The organism is Saprospira grandis str. Lewin (genome assembly GCF_000250635.1).
Lineage (GTDB): Bacteria > Bacteroidota > Bacteroidia > Chitinophagales > Saprospiraceae > Saprospira > Saprospira grandis.
In genome coordinates this window covers 1,805,799-1,822,183 of the sequence record NC_016940.1, presented here as the reverse complement: position 1 = coordinate 1,822,183, position 16,385 = coordinate 1,805,799, and the positions used below count along the sequence as shown (strand labels likewise).

14 protein-coding genes are annotated in these 16,385 nt (G+C 46.4%); 11 read left to right on the top strand and 3 right to left on the bottom strand.

Going from position 1 to position 16,385, the window contains the following annotated elements:
* Positions 1–273 precede the first annotated feature (273 nt).
* The 10 genes from SGRA_RS08095 (at position 274) to SGRA_RS08040 (ending at position 10,736) form a co-directional block, all read left to right on the top strand.
* Positions 274–687 (top strand): HEPN domain-containing protein, encoded by a 414-nt coding sequence (locus tag SGRA_RS08095; RefSeq protein ID WP_015692165.1) that lies wholly within the window; start codon positions 274–276, stop codon positions 685–687.
* A 10-nt stretch (positions 688–697) separates the two neighbouring features.
* Positions 698–1,069: a hypothetical protein gene (locus SGRA_RS08090; RefSeq protein ID WP_015692164.1), complete on the top strand. Its 372-nt coding sequence runs from the start codon at positions 698–700 to the stop codon at positions 1,067–1,069.
* A 12-nt stretch (positions 1,070–1,081) separates the two neighbouring features.
* Positions 1,082–1,519 carry a protein-export chaperone SecB gene (locus tag SGRA_RS08085; RefSeq protein ID WP_015692163.1) on the top strand — a complete coding sequence of 146 codons (438 nt, stop codon included), beginning with the start codon at positions 1,082–1,084 and terminating at the stop codon, positions 1,517–1,519.
* Between the two features lie 329 nt (positions 1,520–1,848).
* Entirely contained in the window at positions 1,849–3,276 is a 1,428-nt protein-coding gene (locus tag SGRA_RS08075) for a TolC family protein (RefSeq protein WP_015692161.1), read from the top strand.
* 6 nt (positions 3,277–3,282) lie between these two features.
* Positions 3,283–4,611 carry an efflux RND transporter periplasmic adaptor subunit gene (locus SGRA_RS08070; RefSeq protein WP_015692160.1) on the top strand — a complete coding sequence of 443 codons (1,329 nt, stop codon included), beginning with the start codon at positions 3,283–3,285 and terminating at the stop codon, positions 4,609–4,611.
* 424 nt (positions 4,612–5,035) lie between these two features.
* Entirely contained in the window at positions 5,036–7,234 is a 2,199-nt protein-coding gene (locus tag SGRA_RS08065; protein ID WP_015692158.1) for a peptidylprolyl isomerase, read from the top strand.
* 444 nt (positions 7,235–7,678) lie between these two features.
* Positions 7,679–8,563, top strand: a complete 885-nt coding sequence (locus SGRA_RS08055) for a MerR family transcriptional regulator (RefSeq protein WP_015692155.1) — start codon at positions 7,679–7,681, stop codon at positions 8,561–8,563.
* 2 nt (positions 8,564–8,565) lie between these two features.
* Positions 8,566–9,465 (top strand): tyrosine-type recombinase/integrase, encoded by a 900-nt coding sequence (locus SGRA_RS08050; RefSeq protein WP_015692154.1) that lies wholly within the window; start codon positions 8,566–8,568, stop codon positions 9,463–9,465.
* A gap of 26 nt (positions 9,466–9,491) precedes the next feature.
* Positions 9,492–9,989: a hypothetical protein gene (locus SGRA_RS08045; protein WP_015692153.1), complete on the top strand. Its 498-nt coding sequence runs from the start codon at positions 9,492–9,494 to the stop codon at positions 9,987–9,989.
* Positions 9,990–10,271: 282 nt separating this feature from the next.
* Positions 10,272–10,736 carry an NINE protein gene (locus SGRA_RS08040; protein WP_245538662.1) on the top strand — a complete coding sequence of 155 codons (465 nt, stop codon included), beginning with the start codon at positions 10,272–10,274 and terminating at the stop codon, positions 10,734–10,736.
* A 248-nt stretch (positions 10,737–10,984) separates the two neighbouring features.
* Here SGRA_RS08040 and SGRA_RS08035 read toward each other — a convergent pair whose 3' ends face one another.
* The 3 genes from SGRA_RS08035 to SGRA_RS08025 form a co-directional block, all read right to left on the bottom strand.
* Positions 10,985–11,335: a hypothetical protein gene (locus tag SGRA_RS08035; RefSeq protein WP_015692150.1), complete on the bottom strand. Its 351-nt coding sequence runs from the start codon at positions 11,333–11,335 to the stop codon at positions 10,985–10,987.
* A 248-nt stretch (positions 11,336–11,583) separates the two neighbouring features.
* Positions 11,584–12,597, bottom strand: a complete 1,014-nt coding sequence (locus tag SGRA_RS08030; protein WP_015692148.1) for a FecCD family ABC transporter permease — start codon at positions 12,595–12,597, stop codon at positions 11,584–11,586.
* Positions 12,584–13,678: an ABC transporter substrate-binding protein gene (locus SGRA_RS08025; RefSeq protein WP_015692147.1), complete on the bottom strand. Its 1,095-nt coding sequence runs from the start codon at positions 13,676–13,678 to the stop codon at positions 12,584–12,586. Before SGRA_RS08025 ends, SGRA_RS08030 begins: the two co-directional genes overlap by 14 nt.
* Positions 13,679–14,050: 372 nt before the next feature.
* Here SGRA_RS08025 and SGRA_RS08020 point away from each other — a divergent pair, with 372 nt between their 5' ends.
* Positions 14,051–16,093, top strand: coding sequence for a T9SS type A sorting domain-containing protein (locus tag SGRA_RS08020; protein WP_015692146.1), 2,043 nt, complete (start codon positions 14,051–14,053; stop codon positions 16,091–16,093).
* Positions 16,094–16,385 lie beyond the last annotated feature (292 nt).

Genomic DNA, 16,385 nt, shown 5'->3' with positions numbered 1-16,385 from the left:
CGGCCCTGCGGCCTGACGGCCTTGGTCTGCGGCTTCGCCGCACTGCTGCACATCGCTAGGCCGCTCAACAGCCATGTTTGACTACTACATTCGGCTTCGGCCCTTCTAGCTGACCCAACGGCTGACCCCCAGCCTAAATCATTGATTTTTAATGATGAAGTATTTTTATTCTGAACTTTTATTTGCATTATTTTATTTAAATAAATAAATTTGCCTGAAGCCATTGAAAACCCTGACTTCTTCATATAGCCAAATAAACACAATAATCATATTATGGCTGATCCAGGTGACTTCTTAGACAAAAAGTCTGAGGCTAGTAAAAAAGCAGCTGATTTTTTATTGACAAATCGGCATTATAATAGTTCCGTTCATTGTTATTATTACTCTTGTTTTCAGAAAATAAAATCTAAGTTGTTGATCCTTTATAAGGAATCAGAACTAGAGCAAGACCAAAGAAGGCAGAAAGTATCGTCGCATGTATTTTATTTAAATAAAATAGATAAAGAACTTGATGGTATTGGAGCTAATGAAAGGGATTTGTTTTTTTTTATAAAAGATCTTAACACCCTTAAACGCTTAAGAAATCAAGCAGATTATGATGATATAGAAGTTAAGCCAACTGAGGCAAATAGCGCTTCAGACTTGAGTGAAAAAATATTAAAATATATTAAAGATAAGCTTGGGTAACATTAAATATATGAAGTACTCAAATATTGCAGAATTTATAGAGTTTGTGATTAATCAATTTGAAGGTGTTGAGTTTATTCATGAATATAATGATAGCGATGAGATGCATCTTTTTAAACTGAAAGATCCTCAAATCTATAGATCAGAAGCATTTCAAAAAATAGAAATGGAAGCTGTTTTTTATTTTTTGAGAAAAAAAATGATAGCAGTGCTCTTTGTTGATCCTGAAGATGATTTAATTCAGTTCTCAAACTTTGAAATCTATAACCAACTAGAGGCAAATTCTAATCAAGATAAATCTCAACTCCTTGTTTTGCAGGGAGATAATTGTTTTTTGGAGGCAGCTGTAGACTGTAATAATGAATGTACCTCTGCCGCATAATACTAGCAACTTATGGCCGCATCTAATACTGAAATCCATCTTAAAGACATTTATTTATCTTCTTCTTCTTTTCAACGCCCCAAGAACTATTTGGGAGAAGGGGAGGACAAATTAAGTATAAGCATTAAAACGGCTAAAGACGATTTGCCCAATCGGCAGCTGATGACGACTTTGAGCGTGAAAGTAGCCTTAAATAAGGGCGAGGTAAAAGAGGAGCTTGCCGCTATTGAAATGCAAGCGATTTTTGAGTATGGCGAACAGTTTGCTATTCCGCTAGAAAATTTTGCTCATGTTAATGCAGCAGCTATCATCTACCCTTTTATTCGAGAGCATCTAGCTAACTTATCTATGAAGGCAAATATGAATCGCATCTTATTGCCTCCCTTTAATTTTGTGGCCTTTCATGAAAGGAATAAAAGTGAAGAGGATAATGAACAGAATTTAGGCTAAATGAGAAAGGCCCAAAACCTTGGTTTTGGGCCTTTTTTCTGTCTAGGGCAGGAAAGGGTGCAGAGGCGGCGCAGCCGCCGCAAATGGCCGAAGGCCAAACGGCTGAGGGATGGTAGCGGGTGGCGCGAAGCGCCAGACCAAGCTTTTGAGCGCAGCGAAAAAGCGCAGGGCCGAGCGAATAGCGAGCCCGCGCACAGCCCGACCCGCCCCTGCAGGGCGGGGCAGCCCCAAAACAAAAGTCGAACTATCTAGAAAAGCCTGCTTTTTATCGAACTTGTTGTAGAACTCTTATTTTTAGCCTTAAATTGAAGCAAATAAAAGAATCCCTTATGCGTCAACTTTATGGAGTTTTAGTTTTGCTCATCTTGGGGGGCAGCCCTCTTTTTGGGCAAGATAGTCTTGATTTGGCTGCTTGTATTGATTATGCCTGGCAGCATAACCCCCAAATCAAGCAGGCGGGTATACAACAACGGCAGGCCGAACTGAACCGCAAACAAGCGAGTTGGGCCTTTTACCCTACCTTAAATGCCTCTTTTCGGCATGGTTTGAACCTGGGCCGCTCAATTGATTTTACCTCCTATCAGTATGTCAATCAGAGCACACAGTCTTCTCAGCTTTCGCTCAATACCAATTTCCCGATTTATCAGGGTTTGCGTTTGCGCAATCAGCTCAAGCAAAGCCGATTGGATGTTCAGGCGACTGCGCAGGACTTAGAGCAGGCCAAGCAGACCAACGCCCTTTCTGTGGCTCAGGCCTATTTGCAGGTCTTGCTGGCCGAGGAAAACTTGCAGGTGTTGCAGGCCCAAAAAGCCCTAACCGAAGAGCAATTGGCCCAAACCCTCAAGCAGATTAAGGCGGGCAATTTGCCCGATAACAGCCGTTTGGAGCTAGAAGCGCAGCAGGCCAGAGATGAACAGGCTATTGTCAATGCAGAAAATACCATTGAGCTGGCTTATGTCAATCTTAAGGTCCTGATCAATATGCCCGTAGATGAAAAGATCCGTCTGAAGGTGATTGAGCTGCAGTTGCCCGAGGCCAGAGAGCTGGAAACCCTAGATGAGCTTTATCTAGAGGCCGCAGCCAATATGCCCAATATGGCCGCCAATCGCTTGAGAGAAGAAAGTGCAGATTTGGCTATTAAGGTGGCTGAAGGGGCCCTTATGCCTTCTTTGGGGGGCTATGTTTCTCTAACCTCCAACTACTCTTCGGCAGCTAAGGAACGTACCACCGAGCAAACTACCCAGACGCTCTTTTTAGATGTCAATGGCACCCAAGTGCCCGTAGAGTTTCCTACGGTGCGGACCATAGAAGGGGGAACCACGCCTTATTTTGAGCAAGTGGGCAATAACCTCTATACGAACGTAGGCGTTAGCCTTTCGGTCCCTATCTTTAACGGTTTTCAAAGCCGTATTGCCATTGAGCGGGCCAAACTCAACTTAGAATTGGCCAAACTGAATAGCAGCCAGGCCCAAAATCAACTCAAAGCCGATATCCAAAGAGCCCTAACCGATGTCAAAGCAGCCCGAAAAAGCCTAGAAGCGGCCCAAAAGAGCCTAGCCGCTACCTCGGCCTCTGCAGCCAATACCCGCAAACGCTTCGAGCTGGGTATCGTCAATAGCTTTGAGCTGAGTTCTGTGCAAAATATGCTGACCTCCGCCGCTTCTTCGGTGGTGCAGGCCAAATATGATTTACTTTTCAAACTAAAGGTCCTTGATTTTTATAGAGGAATCGGACTGAATACCCCCCCAGAAAATTAAAATGCTATGGCAAAGAAGAAAAAGGGCATTAGTCCCATTATCTGGATTGTTGGTCTATTGCTGATTGCTACGGCCCTGATCGTGATTTTCCGCAAGGATAATAAGGCCAAAGCCGTTCGGGTGCTGCTAGAAGCTGCCGAAAAACGACAAATCGTGGAGTCGGTTTATGCTAGCGGTAAGCTGTTTCCCGCCACGGAGGTCGAAATTACCTCCAATGTATCGGGAACAATCGTCGAGCTTTTAGTAGAAGAGGGCGAAAATGTAAAAGAAGGGCAGCTATTGGCCAAAATTGACCCCGAAGCCCTGGCTTCGGTGGTGGAAAGAGCCTCGGCTAGCGCTAAGTCAGCTAGAGCGCAATTGGGGAATATCAAGGCCCAAAAGGATCAGCTTTTGGTGCAGTTGGCCCAGGCCAAAGCCAATTATGACCGCAATAAAACCCTTTTTGATGAGGGCGTGATTTCTAAGGCAGAACTAGAAACCATCGAGACGAGTTTCCGCTCTACCGAGGCCAATATTGCAGCCCTAGACGAGAGTATCCGCTCGGCTAAATTTAATGTGGAAAGTGCCGATGCTACGGTGCGAGAACAGCAGAAAAACCTCTCGCAAACCTCTATCTTTGCCCCTATGTCTGGAGTCGTGTCGAAGCTCTACAAAAAACAAGGCGAGCAGGTGGTGGGAACCATTCAGATGGCGGGAACGCCCATTCTGAAAATCTCTAATCTCAGCTCGATTGAGGTCCGTGTAGATGTGAATGAACGCGATATTTTACAACTCAACCGAGGCGATTCAGCCGATATTGAGCTAGATGCTTACCCCAACCGCAAGTTTTTGGGCTTAGTGACGCATATCGCCAATACCGCCACGGGCCTGAGCACTATGGCCCTCACTTCAGACCAGGTGACCAACTTTGAGGTCCGCATCCTGATGTCGCAAGAGAGTTATAAGGATCTGCAACTAGATCCCAATAAACCACCTTTTAGAGCTGGACTTTCGGCCTCTGCCGAGATTCGCACCAATAGCATTTCCAATGCTTTGTCACTGCCCATCGCCGCTGTCACTAGCCGAGAAGATGAACAGGCCGAGGAACAACTAAAGAAAGGGGAGGAGATTGGCCTAAAAGAGTATGTATTTGTCCAAATGGCCGATTCTGTCCGCCTTCAAGAGGTGCAAACGGGCATCCAAGACGACCGCTATATCCAAATTACTAAGGGCCTAAAGACAGGCGAGCAGGTGGTGGTCGCTCCCTTTGATGCCATCTCGAAAAAATTGGAGCAGGGCAGCATTATTGAGGCGGTGGCAGAAAAAGAACTCTATCAAAAGACGAAAGAGAAGTAGGAGGATTTGGGGCTGCCCCGGCCTGCGGCCGGGTCGGGCTGTGCCGCAGCTCGCAGGTCTGCTCGGCCCTGCGGGCTTTTTCGCTGCGCTTCAAAAGCCCTGGGTCTGGCGCTTCGCGCCACTGCTATCCATCCCTCAGCCAGTCGCTGCGCTCCTATGCGGCGGCTTCGCCGCCTGCTAGACGCAAGAGAAAATCTTTGCGTATTATCCCGCTTAAAGCTCAAAAAATGAAGGCTTAAGGGCTTTTTTGCAGATATAATTTGCTCGGCCCTTAAAAAAATGTTTATTTTTGCAAGCATTTTTAGGGGCCTTTTGGGCCAAATAGAGCAGAAAAACCCCAGAAAAAAGCGCCTTTTGAGAGAAAGGAAGAAAGAAAATTATTTACATAAAAATCTGTTCAACCAACGCTAAGTAGAACAAAGTTATGGCAGTATTAGGAAAGATTCGCAACCAGTTTGGTTGGGTGATGATGGGGCTAGTGATTCTCGGGATCGGTGGCTTCCTCTTTATGGATGTAAGCTCGGTGGGCCGCGGAATGGGCGCTCAGCAGCGAATTGTAGCAAAAATTAATGGAGAGGATGTCCTTCGCGAAGACTTTGATGTCTACATTAAAAATTATGAAGGGGCCCAGGCTAGCCAGGAGCAAATCCGCGAACAAGCTTGGAAGGACCTCTTGAGCAATGTCATTTATAAGCAACAGGCCAAGAAATTGGGTATTGTTGTTACAGAAGAAGAGGTAACAGACCTATTCACAGGGCAAAATATTAGCCCTTTGGTGGCCCAGCAGTTTGCCCAAATGGGCGCTGGCGTAGACCGCAATATGATTGAGCAGCAACGCAATGCTTATTTTCAGGCTAAAGAAAAAAGTGCTTCTGAGCTAACTAACCAAGAAATTCAGTTCCTGAATGCTTGGGAGGCCCTAGAAAAATCAGTAGCCGATGAGCAGCTTTCTGCTAAGTATATCGCTATGCTCCAAAAAGGAGTTTATGCCCCCGCTTGGATGGTCAATGCAGAATATGCCCGCAAAAACAGAACTTATGACTTTAACTTCAGCCGTGTACTCTATGCTGATGTAGATAATGCAGAAGTAAGCATTTCTGATGCAGACCTTAGCGCCTATATTCAGGCGAACCCCAAGGCTTATGAGCGCAAAGCCAATGTCTCTATCGAGTATGTTGTTTTTGATGTACAGCCTTCTGCTGCAGATACGGCCAACTTTGAAAAAACTTATGCCTCTATGGTAGCCGACTTTGCCAAAACTTCTGGCCAAGGCGATACCACTTATGCAGAAACTAACCGCATCCAGCTAGATCCTATTTATTATACAGAGGAAAAATGGCAAGATGCAAGTATTAAGGATACTCTCTTTAGTATGGATAAAGGCCAGGTTTATGGCCCTTACTACGACAATTTGGGCCAAATCAAAATGGTCAAGGTGATGGATCGCAAGATTATGCCCGATTCTGTGGCTTGCCGCCATATCATGAAGCCCGTCAACCGCCGCGATATCAATACGATGCAGGCCGCTTATGTAGAGCTCGACTCTTTGCGCAAGTTGCTTGTTGCCGGTACAGCCAACTTTAATGACTTGGTTGCTGCACATAGCATGGATATGTCTACCAAAGACAAAGGAGGTGTAATGGGTTACCGTGGCCGTGGCGATAGCTATGGCGCTCCTTTTGAAAACTTCATTTTTGATGTAGGGCAAAAAGATAGCTTTGAGATCATTCAGACGCAAAATGCTATGCACTTGATCCAAATTACAGATTATAAATTTGGAGAAAATAAGGTAGGTCTTCGTCTAGCTTATAAGAGTGAGCCTATTTTGCCTTCTGCCGAAACAGAAAGAGCTGCAGAGGCCAAAGCCAATGAGTTTATGGCTAACAACCGTACGCTAGAAGAGCTCAAAGCTGCCGCTAAGAAAAATCCCAATCTTCGTTTGAGCAATGCTGCTGGTCTAGAAATCAATGACTATGTATTGACTCAAGGTTTGCAAGGTGCCGAGGCTGCCGAAATCATCAAGTGGGCACATAAAGAGGCCAAAGATGGAGAAGTAGCTGGACGCATTTATCCTTTTACTGATCCTAAGTACAATACGATTGCTGCAGTGGTGGTCCCTGCCTTGGCTAAAAAATCGCCTGAAGGCTTGGCTAGCATTGAAGACAATAGCGTTCGTGCAGAAGTAGAGCGCATTGTTCGTAATGAGAAGAAAGCCGAGATTATCCTCAAGAAACTAGAAGGCGTAACTTCTCTAGAAGCTATGGCTGGCAAATATAGCAGCGCTAAGGTAGAAACAGCCAATGGCGTACGCTACGATGCCCCCTTTATTCGTGAAGTGGGTGGGGTAGAGCCTAAGCTGACTGCTGTTGCCGATGTACTGGAAACAGGAAAAGTATCTAAGCCTTTTGCTGGAGAGCAAGGTGTTTACATGATCCAATTGATCAATAAGCAGGATGGTCCTTCTATGGAAAATATGCCCAATGCAGTACAACAGAAGCGCAACTTTGTGATGCGTAGCTTGTTGCCCGCAGCCGCAGCTAGTCCCGCTGGTTTCCGCGAAATGCTTTTGGGAGCGATCCAAGATGATATGAATATCAAGGATAATCGCGCAGATATGTACTAGGCCATTTTGAGCCGATGCTGACCAAGCAGCCAATTCTCTAGCTTAGAGGGTTGGCTGCTTTTTTGGTCCAGCAAGGCGGCTTTGCCGCCTTGGGCCCGAAGGGCCAATGGCCCAGCGCTGCGCAGCCGTGGCCGCAGGCCAGACCCAGCCGCCGAAGGCGGCGCAGGGCCGAGCAGACCTGCGAGCGGCGGAGCATAGCGGCGGCCGCCCCAAAATAAAGGGCGGCCGCGGGCCCCCAAAAAAGAAAAACTTTGTTCAGCTTTTGGCCCTGAAAAGCAGGGAATCACTCCACAAAAGGACCTAAATATTAGTAAGATTGATAATTCTGGGCTATATTTGTAACAGCCAAGCTCAACCAAGCATTGGCTTTTTCTGTTAATAGGCAGATCAGAAAATATTTTTTAGCGGCCTTTAGCCAATCCACCCCTCAAAGCATACATCATTTTGGCTACCTATTCGATTCGTGACCTTGAAAAACTGTCTGGCATCAAAGCCCATACGATTCGGATTTGGGAACAGCGATATAATATAATTGAGCCCAAGCGTACGGCCACCAATATTCGGTATTATACGGATGAAGATTTGCAGTACTTGCTCAATATTGCGTTCCTGAACCGAAACGGTATGCGTATTTCTAAGATTGCCCGTTTGACGCAAACAGAGGTTTTGGAGCGGGTAGAAAATATTGCGGAGGAGAGTGAGGAGCAGAGCAATTTATTGCAGCGGCTCACCATGGCGATGATGGAATTTAATGAGCTGGAGTTTGAGCGGATTTTGAACCAGGAGGCGGAAAAGTCGGGCTTTGAGGCTTTATTGACCAAGCTTTTGCTGCCCTTTTTGGAAAAGCTCAGTTTGCTTTGGCTAACGGGGGCGGTGCGTATTGTGCATGAGCAATTTGTGCATCATTTGATTCGGCAGCGCTTGGCTCATCAGTTGTATTTGTTGGGGCATGAGCCTGCAAAAGAAGAGCGGCCCAGGGTGTTGTTATTTGAGCCCTTGGGCGAGCAACAAGAGATTTTGTTGCTATTGTACCATTATTATTTGCGCTCTAGAGGTTGTGCGACTTGCTATTTGGGCAGCCAGATTCCGCCCAAGGAGCTAGAAGTGGCGGTAGAGCAATTTAAGCCAACTTGTATATTTACCACCAGCTCGACGAACAACGGGCAGTTGTCTCCACAGGAGTTTTTAGGGGCGCTTTGTCAGCGTTATCCCGATATTCAGATATTTTGTTCGGCCCAACCTATTATGCACCCTTTAGAGGCGGCTCCCAACCTCAGTTTGTTTGAGGATTTTAGTGAATTTATCGACTTTTTGTCAGAACTCTCCTAATTATGCAGCTAGCGGCTTTTCTGCAGTTTTTGCGCTACGAAAAGCGCTATTCGGAGCATAGCTGTCGGGCTTATGCTACAGATTTGCGGCAGTTTAATGCCTTTTTGAAGGAGAAATATGAGCTAGAAGAGGCCAAAGCTGTCAATTTGGGCATTTTGCGCTCTTGGCTGGTAGAGCTGATGCAGCAGGGCCGAGCAAGCAGCACTATTCACAGAAAGGCCAGTAGCTTACAGCGCTATTTTAAGTTTTTGATGCAGGAGGGCCAATTGCAAGAAAACCCTATGCAAGCCCTACAGCTGCCCAAAAAAAAGGCGGCCTTGCCTCATTTTTTGGCCGAACAGCAATTGGCCAAGCTCTTTAGTGGACCTTATTTTGAGGCCGATTTTCCAGGCCAAAGAGACCGCCTGATGTTGCAGCTTTTTTATCAGACAGGCATGCGCCGAGCCGAATTGTTGGGCCTGCGCTGGACCGATTGGGATGCAGGGCTCGAACAACTGAGAATTTTGGGAAAAGGCCAAAAAATGCGCATTATTCCCATTCTCCCCCAACTCAATGCCGCCCTAGCCGCCTTTAAAGCCCTCGCCGAAGAGAGTTTAGCCAATTTTGACCCCAAAGGACCAGTGATTCTCAATGACCAAGGCCAAGCTCCCTACCCCAAATGGGTCTATAATAAGGTGCGGCAGTATTTGGGCCTCGTTACTACCCAAGAAGAACGCAGCCCGCATAGCCTGCGCCATAGTTTTGCCACCCACCTGAGCAACCAAGGGGCCGACCTACAAGCTATTAAGCTGCTTTTGGGCCATAGCAGCCTAGCCGCTACGCAGGTCTATACTCACAACTCTTTAGAACAGCTCAAGAAAGTATATGCCCAAAGCCACCCTAAAGCCAAAAAAAAGAAATAATTTTGCCCGCTAAACTATAGTATACTATGACGGATCTTGCAAAACAACAATTTCAACTCAAACTCAAACTCGAACTCATCTTCTGGGCACTTACGCTCTTGTTGGTGGGCCTGCTCACTTACCCGCTTTTTAGCATTATGCAGGACTGGAGCTTTGTCTATGCCAATGCCCTCTTTATTGTCATTTTTGTTACCTATACCCGCCACCTTTTTTTGCTCAAATATAGCTTTCTGGCCTATGCCCAATGGGCCAAATTTGTGCTTATTTTTGCTAGTATCCCCCTGATTTTTAAGCTGATCGAATATACCTTCAATTTTCAGGACTTTATGGAGTCTGAAGGCCTGCCTAGCTTTACGCCCTATTTTTATCCCGAGGTAGGCATCAAACAACAGCAACAACTTCTAGATTATATGAAGGGCGAGTACCTCTTTTTTGGCGTGGCTAGCATTATCGCAGCTATTCTACTCCCTTTTCGCCTGCTCATTTCCTATTGGCGGGTGTATAATAAACAAGGAACGGTATAAAACTGCTGTTTTTTTGGGGCCTCCGCCTCGCTATGCTCGTCGGCGCTACGCTTTGGGGCTCGCTGTTCGCTCGGCCCTTCACTGGCTGCGCCAGCTCGGTCTGGCCTTCGGCCACCCCGCCGCATCGCTAGGCCAGTCGCTTCGCTCCTTTGCGGCGGCTTCGCCGCCTGCTTGCCGCAATAAATAGAGCAGCAGTTGGCCAACTTATAGCTAAGTTTTCAGAAAAAGCTGTAACTTATTTTGCGTTTTAATCGTTTTGAGTTTGTAAGCACTAACTATTCTATGAAAAACAAATTTGTTGCGGCCATTTTGGCCTTCTTTCTCGGTTTTATCGGTATTCATAAGTTCTACTTGAATCGTCCGGTACAAGGGGTTTTTTATTTGCTGTTGTTTTGGACAGGGATTCCGGGCCTTATTGCCTTGGTGGAGACGATTATGCTATTGTTTATGTCTCAAGAGACCTTTGATTATCGGTATAATTATGAAAATACTTCAGGAGTAGGCCGCATGCTAGTCCGAGAAAAACAAGCGCTTTATCGCGAAAAGCTCCAACTAGAGCGCCTGCGCCTAAAAGAAGAGCGAGAAAAGACCCAAAACCGCCTGAACAATAAAAAAATTGCGGTCAAAAAGATTACGGGCGAGCAGGCCGATACCCTAGCTGCTTGGCAAGATCTACTCGATAAGGGAATTATTGACCAATACGAGTTTGAAGAAAAGAAAAGAGTCATTTTAGGCCGAGACGATTAAACCTATTGGTCCTAAAACTTTCATAAATAGCCTAGTAGATATGCAGCCCACAGTAACTATGAGCTGTTAATATTTAATTAACTACTGTCTTAGTTTAATCTTTTTCAGTAGTTTTGGCTGTACGCTACTAAAAGTGTATCATTTTTGCACATACATTTTCATTACTTATTTAAATTTCACAGCATGAAACAGATCATGATGCTTTTCGCTATGCTAATGTTTGCTGGCATGGCCCACGCACAATGTCCTCACGCTGCTGCTAAAGCTGCTAAAGCTGAAGCTACAGCAACTACAAAAACCACTACTAAGTCTAAGAAAGCTTGTACCAACAAAGCTGCTTGCACCAAAGGCGACAAAAAAGGTTGCTGCAAGTCTAAGGCTTCAGCTACTGCTGCTGCCAACACAAAGTCTTGCTCTAAGGCTGCAGCTGGTAAATCTTGCTGCAAATCAAAAGCCGCTGCTACTGCAACAGCAACAGCTGCTTCTAACAAAAAAGCTTGCACTAAATCTGCCGCTGCTTGTACCAAGGGCGACAAAAAGTCTTGTTGTAAGTCAAAGGCCAAAGCTACTGCTGCTGCCGCTGCTGACAAAAAGACCAAAGCTGCCCAGAAAGGCTAAGCGTTTGTGCTAAATAATCTTGAGGCCGGCTCCCAAAGGGAGCCGGCTTTTTTTTGGCCCAAAGGGCCTTTTGGCTGGCCCATTGGGCCAGGGCTAGGCCTAGCGCTGCGGAGCGGGTGGCCGAAGGCCAGACCGAACAAAACGAGCGCTAGCGAAGTTTTGTGAAGGGCCGAGCAGAGCTGCGAGCCCCGCAGCATAGCGCCGCAAGGCGTAGCCGCAGCGGAGGCCCCTAATCCAAAGGTTTAGTGAGCAGCAGAAAGAGCAGAAAGGGGGCCCCAAATAGCGAGCTAATGAGATTGATGGGCAGCAATTGCTCGAGGCCCGGAAGCTGGGCCAAAATTTGGCAGGCCAGCAGCAAAACCGCCCCCAAAAGGGCCGTAAAAGGCAGTAAAACTTGATGGCGTTGGCTGCCCAAAATCAATCGGGCCAAATGCGGTACGGCCATGCCCACAAAGCCAATGGGGCCACAAAAAGCCGTGATGCCCCCAGCCAAAAGAGAAGAAATGAGGAGAATTTGCCAGCGCAGGCGGCTAGTATTGAGCCCCAAAGAACGGGCTTCGGTAGGGCCTAGGAGCCAAATATTGAGCCCCTGAGCCAGTAAAAAGGCCAAAAAGAGGGCAAAAAAGACCAAAGGCGTGAGCAAGGCCAGCTCGCTCCAGCCCAGGCGGTTGAGGTCGCCCATGCTCCAAAAAATAAAAGACTGCAATTCTTCTTTGGGGCTAAAATATTGGAGAAAAAGAATGAAAGCATTGGTAAAACTGCCTAGCATCAGGCCCATGAGGAGCAGATGGGCGGGCCGTTGGCCCAGGCGCCAAGCCAAAAGCAACAAAATAAAGAGGCAAAAGGCGGCCCCGCTGGCTGCGGCCGCTAAAAGGCCCCATCGGCTAGCGGCCCAAAAAGAACTTAGGCCCAACAAACTGCCGCCCATAATCCAGAGCGCCGCTCCTAGTCCAGCTGCGCTACTAATGCCCAAAACAAAGGGGCCCGCAATGGGGTTTCGGAAAAAAGTTTGCAGTAAAAGTCCACTAACCGACAAGCCCGCACCGGCCAAAATGGCGGCCAGACTTCGGGGGAGGCGCAGCTGCCAAATGATGCTCGCCAGCCCTTCGGTAGATTGAGGGCCAAGAGAAAGCCCTTGCCACAATTGGCTGATGGAAATAGGGCTAGAGCCCAGCGCCAAACTTAGGGCGAAGAGCAGCAGAAGGGCCATAAAGAGCGAAAAAAATTGGTTAAAATGCATCATCCGCCCAATCATAATAATAATGGAGCCGCCAATTGGGCAAAAGCTCTGGGTGGAAAATATGAATCAGGTCGCTAAGCACTTCATCGGGATAAATAGTGCCTGATTCAAAGAAACCGTGGCGACCTGTGCCACAGAAACGATAGCCATAATAATTATAGATCTTTTTTTGCTGAAAGGCCTGGAAAAGGGCATAGCGGGGGTTATTGGCCCTTAGCTCCTCGAAGCTCCTGTAACTGCCCACATTAAGCCAGAAATCGGCCTTTTGTCCTTTGGCCAAAACGGCCTCAAAATCTAGGGGAACCCCCGCTTTTCCCGGCAGGTCCTTCCAGAGATAATTGGCTTGTGCATCGGCTAGATATTGGGCCATAAAGCTTTTTCCTCCAGCCAAATACCAGCCACCGCCAAACTGGCTACCCAACAAAACCGAAGGCTGTGTTTGGGCCTTTTGGGCTAGCTGTTTTAATTCTTCGTAGGCGGCAAAGCGCTCATTTACAAACTCTTGGGCCATCTCATCTTTTTCGAAGAGCAGACCAAACAAGCGAATCCATTCCATCTGGGCGAGGGGAGAGGCTTCTGCATATTCTTTAAGACGAAGCTCGGGAATATTTAGGTCGGCTAGTTTGGGGTCGGCTTTGGCCCCATAACCAACCACCAACTCCGGCGATAGCAAAAGCAAAGCCTCATAATTAAGCTGTTCTCGGCCCAATTCGGGGAGATACTTAACATAAGGGCTTTCAAAATCTCTAGCATCAGAAATGCCCACTACACTTTTACGCTCATCGAGGAGTTCGATCATGGCCCAAGCTGGACTGCTTTTGCAGACCACTCTTTTTAGGGGGTAGGGCAAATACTGGTAGCTTTCCAGCCTTTTGCTGATTTTCAACGTCCTAGGATAAAGGCAAAAGCGCTGCTCGCCAATTTCTACTAAATATTGTCCATTTTCTATGGCCCTGACCTTAAACCCTTGGGCCTGCCGAAACTCTAGAGAAGAGGAGCTTTGCGCTTCTTCCTGACTAGAAGTTGGTGCTTCTCCTTGGCAAGCAAAAAGCAAAAGGGCTAAAAAAGGGAGAAAGTATCGCATAAAAGGCTTTTATGTAGAGAAATACTAAAGGCCCAAAGTTAGGGAAAAAGCGGGCAGTCTAAAAAACTAAGCTTTTGTTAAAGCTGTATTGAAACAGGAAAATAATTTAGAAAAACAAACTAAAAACTTAGTCTTAAGTAAAGCAATTATTAACAGCTAGTTAGCTGATGGCCAATGAAAAAAGGGAAAATAAAAGACTTCAAAATATAATTGATCTTCGCTAAAGATAGGGGCCAAATAAAGTCTAAGAGCCTGTTAAATGCCTAGCGAGACTTAACAAAGGCTTAATAATGGGCTTGTATTCTATAATAATTTGCCTATTTTTACCGAACTGAAGCTATTGTTCTAATTACACAATTTTAAATCTATTTTATGTTTAACCAAAAACTTACACAAGTACTGGTTGCACTTGCTTTCTTGCTTTCTGCAGGAAGCTTGTCTGCACAAACAGTTCTATGGGGTGCCGGTTCTTCCGATACTCAAATTGACTCTATTGGTCGTTTTGCTACCGATACGATCATTGGCCTAGATGGTTTGGGCTGGACCGTAGATAGCGTTGCTGGAAAATGGGAATACTCTGTAGATGGAATTTCTCAGGGGACTTTCTCTTCTGGTACTCCTGGCCTAACTTCTCCTTCTGTTGGAGATGGTGTGGCTTTCTTTGATGCTGACTTCTGGTTTGCTCAAGGTGCTAATCCTCAAATAGGTACTATTACCTCTCCTGCTTTTGACTTGACTGGATACGAGGATTCTATCGTTGTTCTTGAGTTCTATGCTGGTCTTCGCGACTTTCGATCTACAGATAATAGCGCTGGCTTCTCTACAGATGGTGGTGCAACTTGGACAGATTTCGACGTGATCTCTGCTATTGGCGCTCCTAGTGGTAGCGCTGGTGAAGGTATGGTACTCTTCGATCTGTCTAACATTGTTAATTCGGCGACTAGCTTGACTAACTGCCACGTTCGCTTCTCTTTTGAAGGTGATTCTTACTACTATGGTGTAGATGATGTTACTGTTCGCACTTCTGAGGCAATTTATGATATTGCTATTGATGAGAATTATAACCCCCCAAAAGTAGTAGGTTCTAAGCAACTTCCTCTACGTATGGTAAATGCCGACGAAATGGGATGGGGTGCCAATATCGAAAATAACGGTATTGGAGGAAACATCAATGCTGGTGAGGCTATGCTTTATGTGACTGTCTCTGAAGTAAGTAGTGGTACTGTTGCCGTTATGGACTCTATGGCCGTTCCCGCTATCGCTCCTGGTACTGATACTGCACTTTATATGCCTGGATTTAGCAACGGTTGGATGCCCACTGCTGCTGGCGACTACCGTGTAGATTATTCTGTATCTTATAGCGCTAATATGCAAATAGATACCACTAATGATGTTTATACGGATTTCTTTACCATCACTGCTGATGATTACCTTTCTAAGGTAGGTCGTGATCTAACAGGTTTCCCCTCTGCCGATGCTGCTACTCTTCCAGGTGTGCGTGCTGCAGACGGCTTCCTACCTGCAGAGCACGAATGGGGTTCTATGTACTACATCCCTAACTATACCGTCACTAACGGTGATTCTATCGTTGCGGATTCTTTCCTTTATACTGGAGCTACTGTCAATGCAGATACAAGTGTAACTGAAGCTGTTGTTCAGGTTCGTCTTTATAAGTTTAATGATGATGATGGAAGCGGTTTCTGGACTGCTCAGCCTACTGGCCCCTCTGATCCCGAATTGCCTATCCAAGCTTTGGGTGTAGATACTTTCGAGCTTGATCTTTCTCTTGCTTTCCGCCAACGTGCCGTTGCGCTTAGCAACCTAAGCGGGGGTACTGGTGCTGTTCTACAGCCCAACTCTTTCTATGTAGCTACTGTTCTTTGCAGCGACCAAATTAACGGTCTGCGTAACGCCGATAATACTACTCGTCATATCTTTATTGGTAACTCTGAAGATAAGTATGACTTTACTATCGACTCTTTGCCTAACTACTTCATTCCTGCTTCTATTGTTCGTTCTGCCTACATCGATCCTACTGGAACGGTAACTGGCCTACAGGACAACCAATGGTATGGCGCTGGTTATGAGTCTGGTATTGTGCCTTCTATCGGTCTTACTTTGACTGATGCAATCACAATCAACGTAACTGCTAACGAAGCAGTAACTACTGAGTTCAATATCTTCCCCAACCCCGCTACTGAGCAGATTTCTGCCAAAGTAGAGTTGACGGAGATGAACAGCAATGTAGAGTACATCATCACTGATGCTACTGGACGTGTTGTAATCAAAGAACAAAAGGCTGATCTTCAGTCTGATGTAGTAACTTATGACGTAAGCCAACTACCTGCTGGCGTTTACTTCTTTACTGTTCGTACCGCTCAAGGTGCTAGCTCTCAGAAGTTTGTTAAGCAGTAAGCTTAGTTAAGCTATAATTTTTTGCAGCTCAGACAGTCTTTCTGTTTGGGCTGCTTTTTTTTGCCCTTTTTCTTTTTTTTGGGGCTGCCCCTTCCGCCGGGTTGAAACCCAGCGCAAAGCGGTATCGCTTTGCGAAGCTATACAAAATGAGGGTTAAAACCCTCATGAATTATCGGGCGGGTCGGGCTGTATCGCAGCTCGCAGGTCTGCTCGGCCCTGCAGCGCTTTCAGCGCTTTGGTCTGGCCTGCGGCCACTGCTGCCCATCCCTCAGCCGCGTCGCTGCGCTCCTTT

Coding starts and splice junctions, on each gene's coding strand:
- SGRA_RS08095 (WP_015692165.1), top strand. CDS start 274: ATGGCTGATCCAGGTGACTTCTTAGACAAAAAGTCTGAGGCTAGTAAA.
- SGRA_RS08090 (WP_015692164.1), top strand. CDS start 698: ATGAAGTACTCAAATATTGCAGAATTTATAGAGTTTGTGATTAATCAA.
- SGRA_RS08085 (WP_015692163.1), top strand. CDS start 1,082: ATGGCCGCATCTAATACTGAAATCCATCTTAAAGACATTTATTTATCT.
- SGRA_RS08075 (WP_015692161.1), top strand. CDS start 1,849: ATGCGTCAACTTTATGGAGTTTTAGTTTTGCTCATCTTGGGGGGCAGC.
- SGRA_RS08070 (WP_015692160.1), top strand. CDS start 3,283: ATGGCAAAGAAGAAAAAGGGCATTAGTCCCATTATCTGGATTGTTGGT.
- SGRA_RS08065 (WP_015692158.1), top strand. CDS start 5,036: ATGGCAGTATTAGGAAAGATTCGCAACCAGTTTGGTTGGGTGATGATG.
- SGRA_RS08050 (WP_015692154.1), top strand. CDS start 8,566: ATGCAGCTAGCGGCTTTTCTGCAGTTTTTGCGCTACGAAAAGCGCTAT.
- SGRA_RS08045 (WP_015692153.1), top strand. CDS start 9,492: ATGACGGATCTTGCAAAACAACAATTTCAACTCAAACTCAAACTCGAA.
- SGRA_RS08040 (WP_245538662.1), top strand. CDS start 10,272: ATGAAAAACAAATTTGTTGCGGCCATTTTGGCCTTCTTTCTCGGTTTT.
- SGRA_RS08030 (WP_015692148.1), bottom strand. CDS start 12,597: ATGATGCATTTTAACCAATTTTTTTCGCTCTTTATGGCCCTTCTGCTG.
- SGRA_RS08025 (WP_015692147.1), bottom strand. CDS start 13,678: ATGCGATACTTTCTCCCTTTTTTAGCCCTTTTGCTTTTTGCTTGCCAA.
- SGRA_RS08020 (WP_015692146.1), top strand. CDS start 14,051: ATGTTTAACCAAAAACTTACACAAGTACTGGTTGCACTTGCTTTCTTG.